This is a genomic window from Anatilimnocola aquadivae (assembly GCF_049819085.1).
Taxonomy (GTDB): domain Bacteria; phylum Planctomycetota; class Planctomycetia; order Pirellulales; family Pirellulaceae; genus Anatilimnocola.
Window position 1 is genome coordinate 1,113,591 of record NZ_CP187419.1, and the last position, 17,293, is coordinate 1,130,883.

10 protein-coding genes are annotated in these 17,293 nt (G+C 58.9%); 3 read left to right on the forward strand and 7 right to left on the reverse strand.

What is annotated here, in order from left to right:
• Window position 1 precedes the first annotated feature (1 nt).
• The 4 genes from NA78x_RS04360 to NA78x_RS04375 all read right to left on the reverse strand — a co-directional run bounded on the left by NA78x_RS04360 (window position 2) and on the right by NA78x_RS04375 (window position 9,164).
• On the reverse strand, window positions 2-2,557 hold the full coding sequence (locus NA78x_RS04360) for a c-type cytochrome domain-containing protein (RefSeq protein ID WP_425617201.1): 2,556 nt from the start codon (window positions 2,555-2,557) through the stop codon (window positions 2-4).
• Window positions 2,558-2,647: 90 nt separating this feature from the next.
• The gene (locus tag NA78x_RS04365; protein ID WP_425619498.1) at window positions 2,648-5,038 is read right to left on the reverse strand and encodes a DUF1549 domain-containing protein; all 2,391 of its coding nucleotides are present in this window, start codon (window positions 5,036-5,038) and stop codon (window positions 2,648-2,650) included.
• 181 nt (window positions 5,039-5,219) lie between these two features.
• Window positions 5,220-7,658, reverse strand: a complete 2,439-nt coding sequence (locus NA78x_RS04370) for a PPC domain-containing protein (RefSeq protein ID WP_425617202.1) — start codon at window positions 7,656-7,658, stop codon at window positions 5,220-5,222.
• A gap of 201 nt (window positions 7,659-7,859) precedes the next feature.
• Window positions 7,860-9,164: a DUF1501 domain-containing protein gene (locus tag NA78x_RS04375; RefSeq protein ID WP_425617203.1), complete on the reverse strand. Its 1,305-nt coding sequence runs from the start codon at window positions 9,162-9,164 to the stop codon at window positions 7,860-7,862.
• 654 nt (window positions 9,165-9,818) lie between these two features.
• On the opposite strand from NA78x_RS04375, the gene NA78x_RS04380 reads away from it, so the two are divergent.
• The gene (locus NA78x_RS04380) at window positions 9,819-10,520 is read left to right on the forward strand and encodes a zinc ribbon domain-containing protein (protein ID WP_425617204.1); all 702 of its coding nucleotides are present in this window, start codon (window positions 9,819-9,821) and stop codon (window positions 10,518-10,520) included.
• 14 nt (window positions 10,521-10,534) lie between these two features.
• Here the strand turns inward: NA78x_RS04380 and NA78x_RS04385 are convergent, their stop codons facing one another.
• On the reverse strand, window positions 10,535-11,077 hold the full coding sequence (locus NA78x_RS04385) for a response regulator (RefSeq protein WP_425617205.1): 543 nt from the start codon (window positions 11,075-11,077) through the stop codon (window positions 10,535-10,537).
• A gap of 184 nt (window positions 11,078-11,261) precedes the next feature.
• Here NA78x_RS04385 and NA78x_RS04390 point away from each other — a divergent pair, with 184 nt between their 5' ends.
• Window positions 11,262-11,951, forward strand: coding sequence for a Crp/Fnr family transcriptional regulator (locus NA78x_RS04390; RefSeq protein ID WP_425617206.1), 690 nt, complete (start codon window positions 11,262-11,264; stop codon window positions 11,949-11,951).
• Window positions 11,952-12,066: 115 nt separating this feature from the next.
• On the opposite strand, the gene NA78x_RS04395 is transcribed toward NA78x_RS04390, so the two are convergent.
• Both NA78x_RS04395 and NA78x_RS04400 read right to left on the reverse strand, forming a co-directional pair.
• Window positions 12,067-13,551, reverse strand: a complete 1,485-nt coding sequence (locus NA78x_RS04395) for a hypothetical protein (protein WP_425617207.1) — start codon at window positions 13,549-13,551, stop codon at window positions 12,067-12,069.
• Between the two features lie 773 nt (window positions 13,552-14,324).
• Window positions 14,325-16,109, reverse strand: coding sequence for a SufS family cysteine desulfurase (locus NA78x_RS04400; protein ID WP_425617208.1), 1,785 nt, complete (start codon window positions 16,107-16,109; stop codon window positions 14,325-14,327).
• A gap of 215 nt (window positions 16,110-16,324) precedes the next feature.
• On the opposite strand from NA78x_RS04400, the gene NA78x_RS04405 reads away from it, so the two are divergent.
• Window positions 16,325-17,149: a hypothetical protein gene (locus tag NA78x_RS04405; RefSeq protein ID WP_425617209.1), complete on the forward strand. Its 825-nt coding sequence runs from the start codon at window positions 16,325-16,327 to the stop codon at window positions 17,147-17,149.
• The last annotated feature ends 144 nt before the right edge of the window (window positions 17,150-17,293 follow it).

Here is a 17,293-nt window from a genome sequence, read left to right on the forward strand (position 1 = left end):
GCTACTTCGGCGAGTAAGCTTCGGCGAAGGTCTTCTTTTCGGCTTCGGCTTTTTCGACGAGTTCTTTGGCGGCATCGAGGGCCGCTTGGGCATCGGCGGCGGCCTTGGCCTTGGCGGCGAGAGCGTCGTCGATTTGCTTTTGCTCGGCCTGAACTTTCGCCAGTTCGGCTTGCAGGGCGGCCAGCTTATCGGCAACAGCCTTGGTCGCAGCTGCCTTCTCGGCGGCTTGCGTCGAGAGAGCGTTCCGTTCCGCTTCGGCTTGCGTGGCGAGGGGAGTCTTCGCAGCGACTTGTTCCTGAGCCTGCTTGGCGGCCGCTTCGAGCTTGCCGGTCATGCTGGCGAAGGCGTCGCGATCGGCCTGGGTCTTGGCGACGGCGGAATTCGCCGCATCCAAGGCTTGCTGGGCAGCATCGGCGGCGACCTTCTTGGGGGCTGCTGCCGTTTCGAGATCGGCTTTCTCTTTGGCCAGTTTGTCGATCTCGGCTTTGAAGCTGGGGAGTTGATCGCTGGCTGCCTTGTGAGCCGCCGTGGATGTTTCCACGAGCTTGGTGGCGGTAGCGACTTGCGCCTTGGCGGTTTCGAGGGCGGTGTTCTCGGCGGCAACTGCAGCGGCCGTTTTGGTTACGGCATCAGCTTGAGCAGTAGCAGCGGCGACGGCTGCGACTCGTTCCGCCTCGAGCTTGGCCGCTTCAGCGGCGCTGGCTTTGGCTTTTTCTTCCAGGGCGGCGATGTTCTCGGCCTTATCGGCGACAGCCTTCTCGGCAGCCGCTTTGTCCACTGCGGCAACATCGGCTGTGGCTTTGGCGGCGTTTGTCTTTTCGGTTACCAACGCGTCAGCGGCAGTCTTGGCATCGGTGGCTGCTTTGTCGGCCGCTTGAGCTGCCGCGAGCTTGGCTGCTTGCGCGGTCACAGCAGCGGTGGTTGTCTCAACCTGCTTCACTGCAGCCAAGCGATCTTGTTCCAGTTTGGCAACGGCTGCGACGTGAGCCGTTTGCTTGTCGTTGGCCAGCTTGAGCGCTGCGTCTTTATCGGCAACAAGTTTCATGGCTGCAGCCAGTTCGGCTTGGGCTTGCGCCAGAGCCGCTTGCTTCACGGGGACTGCGGCTTGAGCGGCGGCTAGAGCCTGATCGAGCGGCAGCGGATTCGGCGCGAGGACGTACAGTTCTTTGGCTTCGGTCGCGTCCCAGGCTTTCAAGTTGCCGAGCCAATCGCCACCGAGGACGCGTTTGCCGTCGTGCACGATCACGGCCTGCAGTGCCAGTTCGGCAAAGGCGGGATAGGTCTTGATGGTTGCGCCATCGCCGCCCCACAGCTTGACGGCCTTGTCGCGACCAGCGGTAGCCAAGCGACCATCCTGGGCATAGTTGATACTGAAGACGCCGCCCGGATGAGCAGCCCAGTTCTTGATCGAGTTGCCATCGTTCATTTCCCATAACCGCACGCTGCCATCTTCGCTGCCGCTGGCCAGCACGTTGCCATCGGGCCGCCAGCTGACGCCGTTGATCGCGCCGGTATGGCCACGCAGGCCGAGGTACTCGCGAGCAGTCTCACCTTCCCAGACAAACAGGCCGCCACTGCGGTCGCCAGTGGCGAGCAGCACGCCGTCGGGGCTGAACTGCACGGCTTGCACCCAGTCGGTGTGTTTCTTCACTTCGTGCAGCAACTGGCCCGATTCGGTCGAGTAGATGCGCACGATCTTGCTTGGGCCACCCAGGGCGACGAGAGTGTGTGTGTTGTTGATGTCGGCCGCGAGGACCGCGTCAAGTTCTTCGCCAACCTTGGCGATTCGCTTGCCAGTCTTCACATCGAACAGCACGACGAGACCCGAGTGCCCGCCGCGGCCGCCGCCCACCAGCAGCACGCTGCCGTTGCGGCTGAACTGCAGCACGTGCGGAATGCCTTCGGGGAATGGCAACACGCCGAGCAGCTCAGCAGTGTCGGTGTTGTACAGCGAGACTTGCTTCTGGCCGGCGACTGCGGCCAGCGGCGCCCAAGGGCTGGCCGCGAGAGCCGTGATGGCGCCTGGCTTGGCTGTAAACAGCACGGGCTGCTTGAGCAGACCTTCGGGCATCGCGACGGGGCCTGTGGGCTTACCCGTAGCGCTGACGCTGGCCAGTGCCAGGTTATTCTTCTTTTTGATGTTCGCCTTGGAGCCACTGTTTTCGAGCGCGCCCTGCTCGATCCACTTGCTCAAGATGTCTAGCTTGGCCATGGCCAGCTTGTCTTGCATTGGCGGCATCTTGGGCTCTTCGCTATGGTTGGTCAGGCCCCACAGGCGCGAACTGCCAGTGTCACCCGCAATCACGACTTCGCCGCTGCTACCGCCTTCCATGGTCTTGGCGTAGCTATCCAGAACGAGACCACCCTTGGCGCGATCCTGGGCGTGGCAGGCGAAGCAATGCTCGCGAAAGATCGGCCGCACGTGCTCTTCGTAGGTGATCTTGGGGGCTGCTGGTGCCGCTGGCTTGGCTGCTTCCTGAGCCAGGACAAACGAGGCACTGCACGCGAGCAAAGCAACCGCACCAAGCGAGCGAATCACAACCGAAAGGCGAACCATAACCAGACTCCGGACACAGACAGTCAATCAGAAGTGCTTTTTCACTGAGCAACGTGCTTATGCAGGTCGCTCAGAAACAATGCATTCTGTTTAGTGGTTGAACAAAAACTCGCGGGAATTCAGGATTGCCCAAAAGACGTCTTCGAGGCCAGCAGTTGGACTCTCCGAAGCAGTCACTGTCGTCATCAGGCGTTCAAGCTCTTCAGGTTGTGGCTTGCGCGAGAGGCAGCGGATGTAGAGCGACTCGATGACTTGCTCGGGAGTCCGCTTGTCGGCCAATTGCTTGCGAACCACGCCACCTGCACTGATTTTGCCCTGAATGGTCGAGCCGTTGATCATGTGCAAGGCCTGCGACAGGGTGGGATCGGTCTTCGAGTCCGCCGCACACACGGTATCGCGCGGGGCGCGACCGAAGGTGGTGAGGAAGTAATTGCTGGTGCGACCATCGGCCACTTGCACGGCCCGAGCACCAATCGGCAACCCGCGGAATTTATCCGGCGCGCCTGTCACTTGGCTGATACAGTCGAGCAGCATTTCGGCCGGGATGCGGCGCACATTGCCGTGCGCGAAATTGCGCGAGTCGTCCATGTTCGATTCGTTTCGTTCCACCGACCGCTGATACGCTTGCGAGTTGCAAATATCGCGGACCAACTGCTTGAAGTCGTACTTGTATTCGACCAGCTTTTTACCGAGCTTTTCGAACAACTCGGGATTGCTGGCGGGGTTGCTGACACGGATGTCGTCGACCGGTTCGATGATTCCCTTGCCGAAGAAGTGAGACCACACGCGATTGGCCACGCTCGTGGCGAAGAAGGGGTTCTCGGGTGAGGTCATCCATTCGGCGAGGACCGCGCGGCGATCTTTGCCGGCGACATCTGGAACCTGGCCCCCCAGGAATTTGGGCGTCATCGCCTTGCCACCCACCGGATGACGCACTTCGCCGCCACCGCTGTTGAACACAATGATCTCGCGATAGTCTTCGCTCTGCTTGCGACCAATTTGCGAGAAGAATGCGGCAAAGCTGTAGTAGTCGTCCATCGTCCAGCGATCGAACGGATGGTTGTGGCACTGGGCACATTGGGTGCGAATGCCAAAAAAGACCTGCGCGACATTTTCGGCAGTCTTCAGCGTGTCGCGCTCAATCTGATAGAAGTTGGTGCCAGGACTCTTGAAGGTACCACCCGACGAACTGAGCAGGTCGCGCACCATCTTGTCCAGTGGAACGTCGTTGGCAACCTGATCGGTCACCCAACTCGAATAGAGGAAGATCGACTTGTAGCTGACCTGGTTGCTCGACTTCATCATCAGCAACTCGGACCACTTCATGGCCCAGATTTCGGAGAACTCTTTCCGTTCGAGCAAGCGGTCAACCAGTTTGGCGCGCTTGTTAGGATCGGCATCGCCCATGAAGTCGATGAAATCTTCTTCGGTGGGCAGGGTGCCGGTGATATCGATCGAGGCGCGACGCAGAAACTGTTCGTCGGTGCAGATACCACTGGGCAGGATACGCACCTTTTTCAGTTTCTCGCCCACCAGTTCATCGACATAGTTGCCGGTGACGGCTGGCGGCGTGTACATCAGGTTCTTCGGCAACACGAGCACCTGGTTGCCGACGGTGTGAGTTTCGAAGCGAGCCATCACAAAGGCTTCGCCGCGAGCAGCAGCAGTTACGAGACCATCTTGCGTGATCGGCGCGCTGTTGTCGTTGTTGGTCATGAAGGTCGCGAGCGAGGTGATGTCGCGATCGGTCCCGTCGGCATAGCGAGCCCGGGCGATGAACTGCTGCGCGGCTCCTTCGCCTTCGAGCACGGCGCTCGGCGGATAGAGATCGACACCAACGACTGCCGGGGTCGGCGCGGCATCGTTCGGGGCACCCATCTCCAGCCAGCGGAGCATGGTCGCGTAATGTTCGGTGTCGTCGCCAAACCGCTTGCCGCCGGTGTGCGGCACGCTGCCGATGGATTTTTCCATCAGCAGGCTGTCTTTCGGCGAACCGAGATTGATGCGGCGAGCGACCGCTTCGCGCGTCAGGCGGTAGTAATCGCCTTGAGGATCAAAACCGAACAGCGAGAGGCGGAAACCATCTTTGCCGCGGGCCGCGCCGTGGCAGCTGCCGGTGTTACAGCCCCCTCGCATGAAGACCGGCATGATATCGAGTTGAAAGCTGATGCCCCGATCGGCCGCAGCATCTTTCACTTCGACGGAAGCTTCGGCCTGCAGACCCTGATATTCGACATTGAGCTTGGTAGCTCCATCGGCAACCGGAAGCAGCATGTTCTTTTCGAGTTTGCAGAGCTTGTCGTCGGCCAGCTTGATCGAAGCCTGCGCGGTCACATCGAGCGTGACGCCATCTTCGCGGGTGGCGACCACCACGAACCGCTGCAAGTCCTGTTTCGTGCTGAGGTGCACATCAGGCGGGTAGACGTTGAGAGCGGTGATCTTGCCCTCGGCCAGCGCGGCGGCAGAGACCGCCAGCGACATACCCAGTGACAGCCCGAGGCTTCTCCACCAGCCAAGCGTTTGCTGCGACACGTGAATCTCTCCGGAAGAATGAGCGGTTGGTTTAGTTTTGGATGTGGGAAATGGCTGAGCGTGGTGCGGGTCAGCCCCTCACCCCAACCCTCTCTCCAGAGTACTGGGGCGAGGGAGTTAGGAGCGTGAGTTATTTCTTTTCAGCTTGCTCTTTTTCGAGCCGCAGTTGTTCGAGTCGCGAGAGACGTTTTTTCTCTGGCGGCTTCTCGGTGGTTGGCATCGGCATGGGCATCGGAGACGCAGCGGGCTTCGGTGCATCGGCCTTCGGAGGCAGCGGAGCATCGATCCGGAGTTCGCCGGGGCCCAGGGTGTGGGTGACTTCTTCGCCCTCTTGTTGGAACTTGGCGATCGTCATCAGCGTGGTGTATTTGCCGGGACGAGCATCCTTGATAACCGTGACGGGAAACACGATTTCGGTGGTATCTTTGGTGAACTTCACGGGGGTCGAGGTCGCGCCATTGGGCAAGCCGACGAGTTCGCAGGTGGCTTCCCCAGGGAAGTCGCTGACTTTTTCGACCTTGGCCACGAACTCGGTGTTTTGGCCTTGTTCGCAGACACCTTTTTCGAACGTGAACTTGAAGAACTGATCGGCGACATTCAGATCGATGAACTGCGTGGCCACTTCGACCTTGCCACCTTCATGCGGACCGGTGCCCAGGGCTACGATTTTCGAAACACCCAGCGTAGCATTGCCGTTGGCGGTGAGTGGGATCACGGTTTCGTTTTGATTCTCGGGAATCACAGCGCTCACCGACGAACCAACGCCGTTGGGGTTGTAGAGCAGCTTGACGGCAATGGGTGCGGTGTAACCCATGGCTCGCGTAGCGACAACCTTCAGCCCCATGTTGCCGTTGCGAACCAGCGGCACCTTGGGCTGTACCAGATCGATCTTGAACGGTGATTCTGAGGCGAGGGCCACCGCCATGCGATCGGCATCGTGGCCCCAGACGTCGTTATTGTTTTCACCGCGAATGAGCATTGTTCGCTGGCTAAAGCTACCAGCGGTGGGAGCGTTGGGGTCGGTCGATTTGGGTGTGAGATAGGCAAGTGCTCCGCTCGGGGCAGCATCGGCAGCAGCGGTAAACAGGACGGGGACTTCCGTCTTGCCAGCGGCGAAGGGCAGAGCTTCGAACGTCATGCCGGGGGGCAAGTTGGGGCTTTCGAGTACCACATCGCCGCCAAAGTTTTGCCGCTGGGCGTTCACCATCAGGGCCATGCGATTGCCCTTATGAACGGTTAGCGTGGTCGCGATGTACTGCACCTTTTCGGGCAGTCCAACGACGACCGCAGGCTTGATTTCGGTGATCTCGACGCGATAGACGTAGCTTGGTCCGCCGCCATTTAGGTGATCGCGCACCGAAACATAGAACTCGCCATCTTCGGGAGCATTGAAGCGGGCGTAGCTATCGGGGCCACCGCTATCGTCGTTGTTGGCGAGGTTGCCACCCTTGGCATTGTGAATCACCATCACCGAGTCGAGTGGCGAGCGGAGAGGCTTGCGAGCATAGACGCGAACGTCGAACTGCTGCCCCTTCTTCGCCGTGAACTTGTGGAAGTCGATGTCGCCAGGCTGGTCGATGATGCCGTTAAGGGCGATCGGAGCAGCACCACCGGGCGAGCCTTCTTGCAAGGTGTTGTTGGGTTCGACTTCGAGAGCATTCGCCAGATCGATCACGCGGACCGGATTGGGCGATGGAGCGATGCCCTTGTCGTCCTGAGCATAGACGCCGGGCTGGCCGTCCGTTGAATTCGGCATAGTCACGCTGCTGGTGAATTCGCCGGCGGCGTCACCGATCCACTTGGCTTGGATTTGTTCGCCGGGGCGACCGCCGGCCGGATAGACGGCGGTGGGACGTGGGAACGAACCCAGGTGCAAGCGATAGGCAGCGCCACCGCCACCGAAAGAGCTCTCGCGGACCTGCACAACGTACTTGCCATCTTCGGGAGCGACGATCGAGCAGATGGAGTCTTGGAACAAGAGCGAAGCATCGTCGCTGCGGGCGAGTTCGAAGCGGGCTTCGTTCAAAATGGCAACGTAGGGATCGAACTGCACATTGCCGAGTCGCAGCCCTTCGACTTCGGCATTCAGGCGCTGCCCCTTCTTGAGTTCGACGACGTAATTATCGAGATCTTCGTTGGCGCAGGTGCCGCTGATCGTCACGTTCATGGCGACGGCCTGGGGCGTCGTGAACAGGTTGTTCGGTTCGACTTCGGCCACTTCGGGCAGCGGTCCGACCGTAAAGGTTCGCATGTTGCTGATGCCGCTGGCCGACGCAAGACGCACGGCATGAATACCCATGCGGCAATCGGCGGCGACGGCCAGCTTGGCGACGACCTTGTTGTCTTTGTCGGGAGTGACAGACTTCACCTCGATGCCCGGCGAATAGAACAACAACTGCTTGGCATCGGCGAGACGAGCTCCCGTGAAGGTGATCTCCACCTCCGTGCCCCGTTGCAAGCCCGTGGGAGACATCTGGCCGATATTCGGTTCGACTGCACTCGCGATGAAGGCCGAGCCGATGATGGAGAGAAACGCGAGAGCGCGCAGCCCAAAACGAAGACGATTCATACCGGATTCTCGCTAAGCGGGAAAAAGGTGAGCAGGCGATACAAGCGACATTGGCCAGGCGGGGGAGTCGCTGGAGTGTGCGAAAATTCGAAGCGAATTAGCGCCTGGCGACGGGACCAATGGACAATTGGGCGGGGACGAAATAGAAACGCGGGGCGACAGAGTTAAACTTTGCCGCCCCGCTCAATTGTAATCGAAAAACTAGGCGAGCAAGCCCTTAATCACCTTGCCGCCGTCGACAATTTCAATCGGGCGATCGCCGGGCGACATCAGTTCCTTGTCGGCGACAATGCCGAGTTGGTGATAGATGGTCGTGGCCAGATCTTCCGGGCCAACTGCGTCGGTTTCTGGTTCCGAAGCGGTGGCGTTCGACGTGCCGTAAATCGTGCCACCCTTGATACCGCCACCAGCCAGCATCACGCTGAAGACCTTGGGCCAGTGATCGCGACCAGCGTCCTTGTTGATCTTGGGAGTGCGGCCGAATTCGCTTGAGACCATGATCAGCGTGCTGCTGAGCAGGCCCGTGCGGTCCAGGTCCTTGATCAAGGCAGTGAGGCCCTGGTCGAGAGCAGGAACGGCGTTCTTCATGCCCCGAGTAATCTGGGCGTGCATGTCCCAGCCACCGTAGGTGAGCGTGACAAAGCGAGCACCAGCAGCCACCAGGCGGCGGGCCATCAGCAATCGCTGGCCAGCGGTATTGCGGCCGTATTCGTCGCGAACCGCAGCGGTTTCGGCTTCGATATTGAACGCTTCGCGAGCTTGCTTCGAGCTGATGAGGCTGTAGGCTCGTTCGTAGAAGGTATTCATCGCGCCGACATTGTCCGACTTGTCACGCTTGGTGAAGTAGTCGTTGACGGCATCAAGGGCCGAGCGACGGCGAGTGAACCGCTCTTCGGTCACCTTCTCGGGCAAGCTCAGGTCTTGCACCTTGAAACCGTTGTTGGCAGGGTCGGCACCGAGGCTGAACGGAGCGAACGACGAGCTGAGATAGCCGTTGCTCGCGAATTCGTTCGGGACGTTGGGAATGCAAACGTAAGGAGGCAGGTTATTGCGTGGGCCATATTCGTGGCTCACCACGCTACCCATGCTGGGATAGTTGAGAGCGGGGCTCGGACGATAGCCGGTGAACATGTTGTGGGTGCCACGTTCGTGGGCCGCTTCGCCGTGGGTCATCGAGCGGATGACGGCGATCTTGTCGGCGACTTGCGACAGCTGTGGCAAGGTTTCGCAGAACACTTCACCCGTGTTGGTCTTGATCGGGTTCAGTTCGCCACGATATTCAATCGGGGCGTACGGCTTGGGGTCGAACGATTCCTGATGGGCCATACCGCCTGGCAGGTAGATATGAATGATGCTCTGGGCCTTGGCCTGCACAAAGTCGTAGTGCTTTTGATCAGCCTGCGCGGTCTTCATCCGAAAGAAGTCGGACAGAGTCAGACCGAGACCGCCGACGGCACCAACCGTCAGCATCGCACGACGACTCATTTGATTGCCTTCGCACTTCATAACTGCTCTCCAAGGAAGGAATTGCCAGCGGATGTAAGGTGGGGACAGGAGCCGGGGAGACCGGTTTGCCGAATGGTGTCCGGCAGTACGCGATCGATAGGCAGCAAACTGGGGGCCAGCGGATGACCTAGTTACTTATGGCCAATAAGCCGAAACTGTTTCATGCCAGCAGGCGGGAAAGGGTTGGTAGGGGTAATTGAAGGGACAGGTTTAATCGCCGAAGCGCAAACCCATCCACTCAATCTAATGGGTGAAGGTAACCGAGCCCAAGGCGCTTGTCAAACTGGATCGGGTAAGAATCTAGGTCCGACGCAGCAGCAGCTCGGGCGTGAGTTGCCCGAGCAAGTCAAGTTTGCGGATTGGTTGGCTGGTGCGAGTTCCGTAGAACGTAACTCGCGTCGAACCGCGAGTTGCAGTCGCCGTAAGTCACCACCCATGCGAAGGCGACGAGTAACAAGTGGCCCCAAACCGCCTCGGTTTGTGAACACGACATGCAGTATTCCTCGGGCGCCACGCACATCGCTGTTCACAAACCCTGCTGGTTTGTGAACGCCCCCTGAATTTGGCAGTGCGATCTACCTTCGTACCTTTCTGCTACAATAAAGCAGTCGGGTTGTTCCACCGGCGTCTTCTTATCTGCTGGATCCGTTCCTGATGACCTCGCTGACCGAAGCGCTCCGAATTCTGCATCGCATTCATACGCAGATCGCCGATCTGCAAGACCGTTTGCAACGGGGCCCCAAGCAGGTGCGCGCTTCGGAAGCCAACGTCAAAAAGTGTGAAGCCGACCTGGTCACCGCCAAAGAAGTCTATCGCGCTGCCAAGATGAGCAGCGACGAAAAGCAACTGCAACTGAAGCAGCGGGAAGCCAAACTGCTCGATCTGCAGGGCAAGCTGCACTCGGCGAACAGCAACAAAGAGTACCAACTGCTGAAAGATCAGATCGCCGCCGACAATCAGGCGAGCAGCGTTTTGGCCGATGAGATTCTCGAATCGCTCGAACGGCTCGATGTATTGCAGGCCAACATCAAGTCAGCCGAAGAATCGCTCGTCAAGAATCGCGAGGAAGAGCAAAAGGTCCGGGCTCGGGTCGGCGCGCAGCAGGAATTGCTCGAAGGGGATCTAGGCCGCTACAGTCACGAGCTGTCGGAAGCAGAAAAGCTGATTGACGGCGATTTCAAAGAGAATTACTTACGACTCTCGAAGTCGATGGGAGCCGATGCGCTGGCACCCGTCGAAGGCGAGACTTGCGGTGGCTGCAATCAATCGCTGACACCGCACATCATTGACCAACTGCGACTCAACAAGCCGGTCTTCTGCAAAGTTTGCGGGCGACTGCTCTACCTGCCCGAGTAAGTTGCTCGCGGGTTCTACCGCGCCGCTTTTTTCCCAACCTTGTCGCGCAGATAGCCCAGCAACTCGGGCGTATTCACGGGCTTGAGCAAGTGAAGATCGATACCCGCGGCCAGCGATAACTCACGGTCCGTTGCGCGCGCATAGCCCGTCACCGCAATGATCACTGCCGAGCAGGTTTCCGGCATGGCTCTCACCATTCGAGCCACTTCGTAGCCATCGAGTTTCGGCAGCCCGATGTCGAGCAGAATCACTTCGGGCTGGTGTAGCTGAGCGATCTCGATCGCTGTTTGGCCGCTGTAGGCTACGCGCGCTTCGTGGCCGCCCAAGCGAGTTAATAGCATCGCCATAGAATTGGCAGCGTCGACGTTATCGTCCACGACGAGTATCGATAGGGGCCGGCCATTCGAAGGTTTAGCTTGGGAATTAGTCATCTGTTTCACGATTGCGAGAACGTCGCAAAGCAGGACGAGTAGAAGCGGTCGAATGGCAATATGGGAGTTTTTCCTGTTGGCTTCAGTCGGAAACCGTACTGAAGACGGGGAATAGTTCCGGTACATTTCCGCATTCACGTGCCGTTGGGTGACGACGACTGATAGAGTGAAGGTTTCCCCTTTCTCCTGCCTCACCCAAGGAACTTAGCTACGCTGTCCTTAGAACCCATCACCTTCGACGCATGCAGCTCGCTTTTAGCAGCACGTACTTCGGTGGTTTCTTCTGAGCATTGCCAGAGGACCAACACCGATGTCCGGAAACCAGATACTTGCGCGCTTACCCAAAGTTGAGCTCGATCGGCTGCGCCCCTATCTCACCTCGATCAAGTTCGACTCGGGACTTGTCTTGTACGAAGCTCACGCTCCCTACGAGTATTCGTATTTTCCCAATCGCGGCACCCTCTCAGCCGTCGTCGTGATGCTCGATGGCAGCATGATCGAAGTGGCCACGATCGGTAGCGAAGGAATGGTCGGTCTGCCGAATCTGTCGAACGCAGGTTCCTCACCCAATCGAGTTTTCGTGCAAGTGCCTGGTGAGGGCTGGCGGATCGATACGAAGGTCCTGTTGCGCGAAGCTCAACCCGGTTCCGTCCTCCAAGACCTGATGATGCGCTATCACGCCGCGTTCCTGTTTCAGATTTCGCAATCCGTCGCCTGCAATGGTTTGCATCCACTGCTGGAACGCTGTTGCCGTTGGCTGCTGATGACCCACGACCGAGCCGAAGGGGACGAGTTCCAACTAACGCACGAGTTTCTCGCCGCGATGCTCGGAGTGCGCCGATCGAGCGTGACAGAAACGCTGCAGATCATGCAGGAGAAGGGCCTGATCAGTGGTGCTCGCGGCAAGATCACCATCGTCGATCGTAAGGGGTTGGAGGCCGGCAGCTGTGAATGTTACCGAGCAGTGACCGACGAATACGCCAAGCTGCTCAAATTCTAAACTCAGGGCCATTCTGCCAAGAAATAAAACAGCCCCTGGTTAACCCAAAAACCAGGGGCCGAGAGGACGTTCTCAAGCAGAGCTTGCGAGCGTCCGGATATTGCTAGATTGCCAGTTACGGAAGCTGCTCAATGCTGCCCCGCTCTGTCGCATCTTGTTTGGGCTCTTCCAAGCGTACGAAGACGAAGGTGGCCGACTTCTTTGGTCCAAAGTGGACCAGTACCGGCGTTTCATCCTGCGTCAGGTTGTACAAACCAGTTTCGAACACGATGTCCTTGTCATTGTCGACCAGGAACGAGATCCGCTGGGTGTCCTTGTCGACACGACCACTGAGCGAGTAAACCTCGTCGTCCTTTTTGTTGAAGAGCGTACCGCTGACGAAACCCTTCTTATCCACGGCGAGCTGAACGTACCGCGAAGGTTCGATCGTCTCCTTGTTGCCACTGTCGTCGGTTTCGACCAAGGCGAAGGTCCCTAGGCCCAACCAGTCTTCACTGGTTTGAGCAGGCACTTCCTCGGGATCAACCGTAGCCAAGGCAGCAGCCGACTGAGCGTACTCTTCCGCAGTACCGACGTTGGTGCCATCGACGTAAACGTAGTTGTCACGATAGACGACGTTACCGCCCACACCGTAGTCGTAGTAGTAAGGCGAATTCCAGCCACCCCAGCCACCGTACCAGCGATTCACGCCGACCCAGCCTGGCGAACCCCACCAGTAACCGTAGGGGCGACCACCCCAACCGTAGTTGAAGTAGCTGTAGGGACGATACACATAGTGACCGGCCCACCAACGGTTATTGAAGTAAGGCGAGCGATTGTTGCCCCAGTAGTTGCGGACGCCGTTACCATAACCACCCCAATGCCGATTACGGTTCGGGTTGTTATTTAAGTAATTGGCCGTCGCGGCTCCTGCCAGCGAGGCACCAATCGTGCGGCCCAGATTCGCGTTGATCCGGCTGTTCAGTCCCAAGTTGTTGTTGTACCAAGAGGGACGAATCGCAGTGCGAGCATTCACGCCGGGCAGATTAGCCCGAGCGTTGACGTTCGCGCCATTCAGGAAGTTGTTGACACGATTGGGACCGTTCACACGGCCGTCGACGCCAACTCGACCATCATTACGACCGCGACCATCCACACCGATGCGACCGTCAGTACCAACTCGGCCATCTACACCAACCCGACCGACTCCGGGCAGGTTTGCCCGGCCGGCTGCGCCAGTCCCAGCATTCACGCCTGGAGCGATGTTGCTACGAATCGGCGAGTTAACTCGACCGTTCAGAGCAGCATTCACGTTCGCACGAATATCGCCTTGGTTCCGCACGCCACTGTTAACACCAGCACCAACGCCGGCGTTGCCGCGGATACCGGAATTGACGTTTGCCCCGACGCCCGGCGTCACAGGGCGAAGCGTCGTGCGTGTGTTGCCATCGACACCAGCATTTACGCGAGGCGTCACCCCGGCATTTACGCGAGGCGTCACCCCGGCATTTACGCGAGGCGTCACCCCGGCATTTACGCGAGGCGTCACCCCGGCATTTACGCGAGGCGTCACCCCGGCATTTACGCGAGGCGTCACCCCGGCATTTACGCGAGGCGTCACCCCGGCATTCACGCGCGGAGCAGATTGGATTGCAGCCCTAGGTGCCGTTTGCACGCTGGCCCGTGGAGCAGAAACTCGCGGGGCAGCTTGAACATTGGCGCGCGGCGCTACGTTTACACGAGGCGCGCTGCTCGCACGTGGCGCAGAGTTCATGCGCGGCGCGCTGCTTGCGCGTGGGGCACTCATGCCACCACCGACACGTGCACCGCCTCCGCCCCCTCCACCTCCACCTCCACCTGCGCGGGCTCCGCCTCCGCCCCCACCACCGCGGCCCCCACCACCACCGCCTCGTTGAGCCGAAGCATCGAGTGGTATGACGACGGCAAGCAGCAATGCAGCTGCGATATGCCAATAATGTTTCATCGCAATCCCCTTTCAAACCAATCAAAAATTATTAGCTGGCTCACGAGGAGCACAGCGTTGTGTTGACACAGGGCAGGTAGACACGCGGCAGTCTGTCAGCAGGGACAATCTGCTCGGTGTAGCTAGACTTTTGCGAATTGCATGCCAGCGGGGCGGCAAGCTGAAATGGGAAAGGCGCAAATCGCGATTTCCGGGCGTTTTCGCCCTAAAACTCGGCGATATAGAGGCCCAAAGTTACCCCGATTTCCGAATTGTCAGGCGACAATTCCCCGGAACATGACGATTGAGCTGCCAAAGATACGGATTGATCTCGGGCAGCGCGCTCGCTGAGCAATCACCGCCCGTTGATCGAAAAATGCGCGCGATGCCACAGCCAGATGGCTCGCAGTGCGCCAATTTGGCGCACAACTTTACCGCACAAAGCGCTTTTGAATCTGCGTCAACTCACTGGCGAGTGTCTGAACTTCGTCCAAGCTGTTGTAGAGATAGAAGCTCGCACGGCAACTGGCCGAAATGCCTAAGCGAGCGTGCAACGGCATCGCGCAGTGATGGCCTGCGCGCACCGCAATTCCTTGCACATCGAGCAACCGCGACAAATCGTCCGGATGCACTCCATCGAGTACGAACGTCACGATGCCGCTCTTGAACTCGGGATCGGGGCCGAGAATTCTCAAGCCGGGAATCGCCGACAACAGTTCGTGAGCGCGATGCACTAGTTGCCGCTCATGCTGCAGGATGTTCTCCAGCCCGATCTGGTTCAGATACTTCACTGCGGCACCCAGGCCAATCGCTTGCACAATTGGCGGCGTGCCCGCTTCGAACTTGTGGGGCAAATCGGCGGACGTAAAACCGGTGAGCGTGACGCGATGAATCATGCTGCCGCCACCGAGGAACGGCGGCATACTATTCAGCAATGACTCTTTCCCATAGAGCACGCCAATGCCGGTTGGCCCCAACATTTTGTGCCCGCTAAAGGCGAGAAAGTCGCAATCGAGCGCCTGTACATCGAGCGGTTCATGCGGCGCTGCTTGCGCGGCATCGACGAGCACCACTGCGCCCATCGCGTGCGCCTTGCTGATCAGTTCGCGGAGCGGGTTAATCGTGCCCAGCACATTCGAAATAGCCGTGATCGCCACAATCTTCGTGCGCGAAGTCAGCAGGCGATCGAAGGCATCCAGATCGAGTCGATAGTCAGAGGTGATCGGAGCCCAGCGAATCACCGCTCCCGTGCGTTCGGCCACTTGCTGCCAGGGAACGATGTTCGAGTGATGCTCCATTTCGGTGAGCAGGATCTCGTCACCAGCCTGCAGTTGTGAACCGCCGTAACTCTGCGCGACCAAGTTGATGCCGGCTGTCGTGCCGCTGGTGAAGATGATCTCGTGGCGCGACTTGGCATTCAGCAATTGCGCGACCAACGAGCGGGCCTCTTCGTACAATTCTGTCGATTCGGCCGCGAGCCGATGCCCACCACGATGGACATTGCTGTAGCCCGTCTCTTCGACCGACCGCATCGCATCGAGCACCGCCAGCGGCCGCTGCGTCGAGGCGCCGTTATCGAGATAAATCAGCGGACGGCCGTTTTCCAGCTGGCGTTGCAGAATCGGGAACTGCTGGCGAATGGTAGCCACGTCGAGTGGGGAAGGAGTCGAGGGACGGGAGGAGAGAGGCGGGGCAGATGAAGACTGCTTTGCTGGCGGTAGCGACTTTGGTGTAGGAGAGCCGCTGGGATTGCCATTCTCCGTTGCCGTGGCAGCACCCGCCTTTAAGGCTTCGGGTGATTGTTGAGCGAGTTCTGCCAGATCGCGAATGCGGCGGATCATCGACCGCAGCCCGCTGCTTCGCTGCATGCCAATTAGGTTGCGCAGGCCGGCCCGTTCAATGGTTTCGTCAATCGGATAGTCGAGAATTGCTTGGGGCGAGTGGCCGTTGTAAACAGCCAGGACGAAGGCAATCAGGCCGCGCACGAGAGCCGCATCGCTGGTTCCCTGAAACTCCAGTTCGCGGGCATCGTCTTTGACCCGCGGGATCAACCAAACCTGCGACATGCACCCCAGCACGCGATTGGGTTCCGTCTGCCAGGCTTCCGGAAACTCTGGCAGGGTATCGCCCAATTCCATTAAATACTGCAGCCGTTCCTGCCCCTCGAGATCTTCGAGTTCGCTGATGATTTCCTCAAGGCTGATCGTGCCGCTCATCTTGGCCTTCGGTTCGGACGGGATTTCTTCGGGCGTGGTGACTGTTCCTGCATTATAGGCTGGCCACTCCGATCTGTTGAGGCACCCGCTAGCTGAGTAGGGAACTGCTCTGGACGCTCTGCAGGCGTTTCCCTACTCTCCGCGCGAGTTTGCGGCTGCGAAAAATGCGCGCCGAGCGAGACAGTTAACGAATCCATCCCAGCAAGGACGCAGCCATGCGACCCGCCACGCTCCTACTTTCCGCCGCCCTCGCGCTTGCCACCTTTGGACTGGCTGCAGGGGAGGATTTTCGGATCGATACCGAGCTATTCATTGGCTCCGCCAAGGAGCCGTTCAGCGAAAACCTGACCATCTTCAACGAAGGCGAAATCTACGACTTCCTGCTGACCAACTCCGAAGAGATCACCGTTTTCGAGCCCAGACAGGGCAAACTCACGCTGCTCGACGTCAAGCGGCAGCTCAAAGCAACCATGGACACGAAGGAGTTGCTAGAAGCAGCCTTATCGCTGCAGGCCAAAGCGCTCGAAGAAACCGACGCTGTGTTTCGAGCCGCGGCCAAGCCCGAATTTATCGTTAAGCACGAAGCCTTCAAAGAGAACGGCAACAAGTTCACTCGTCTGAAGCTGGAAGCGAAAGTCATTCAATACACGGCCGTTGGCGAAAAGCCTCGCCATCCCGATGCCGCGCGCGATTTCAGATATTTCGCCGACTGGTACGCCCGGCTCAACTCCGTGCGAGGCAACTTGCCGGCTGGTGCCCGCCTGGAACTCAACGCAGCCATCTTCGACCAGGGCTTACTTCCCCTGCGCATCGAACGAGTCGTCCAATCGGACAAGTTCCACCGTAAGGCAGAAGTCCATTCCAAGCACCTTATTGTTTGGCGACTCTCGGGCGAAGATCAAAAGCGGATCGAGCAAGCGCAGACTTATATGGTGAGCGATAAATTCACCCTCGTCACATTCGATCAGTACTGCCGTGCTGCCAGCGGCGCAACTGCACAGCAAGTTCGCCCCGCCGTGGGTCAGCAGGCTGGCAGGTAGCAGGTTCGATAGCCGCGAACGGCTCCTCTCCTTTCGCGTGTTAGCTCGCCATGCGAAGATGCTCGCGAGCAGAGGTCATTTCTTGAAGCACCAGAGGCGGATGCTTCGAGTGGACCGCTGCTCACGTTTCTTCACCATCTCCCT

Excerpts from the sequence above, each read along its gene's own strand:
- NA78x_RS04405 (WP_425617209.1), top strand. The coding sequence starts at position 16,325 with ATGCGACCCGCCACGCTCCTACTTTCCGCCGCCCTCGCGCTTGCCACC.
- NA78x_RS04400 (WP_425617208.1), bottom strand. The coding sequence starts at position 16,109 with ATGAGCGGCACGATCAGCCTTGAGGAAATCATCAGCGAACTCGAAGAT.
- NA78x_RS04360 (WP_425617201.1), bottom strand. The coding sequence starts at position 2,557 with ATGGTTCGCCTTTCGGTTGTGATTCGCTCGCTTGGTGCGGTTGCTTTG.
- NA78x_RS04380 (WP_425617204.1), top strand. The coding sequence starts at position 9,819 with ATGACCTCGCTGACCGAAGCGCTCCGAATTCTGCATCGCATTCATACG.
- NA78x_RS04375 (WP_425617203.1), bottom strand. The coding sequence starts at position 9,164 with ATGAAGTGCGAAGGCAATCAAATGAGTCGTCGTGCGATGCTGACGGTT.
- NA78x_RS04390 (WP_425617206.1), top strand. The coding sequence starts at position 11,262 with ATGTCCGGAAACCAGATACTTGCGCGCTTACCCAAAGTTGAGCTCGAT.
- NA78x_RS04365 (WP_425619498.1), bottom strand. The coding sequence starts at position 5,038 with ATGTCGCTGGCGGTCTCTGCCGCCGCGCTGGCCGAGGGCAAGATCACC.
- NA78x_RS04385 (WP_425617205.1), bottom strand. The coding sequence starts at position 11,077 with ATGTACCGGAACTATTCCCCGTCTTCAGTACGGTTTCCGACTGAAGCC.
- NA78x_RS04370 (WP_425617202.1), bottom strand. The coding sequence starts at position 7,658 with ATGAATCGTCTTCGTTTTGGGCTGCGCGCTCTCGCGTTTCTCTCCATC.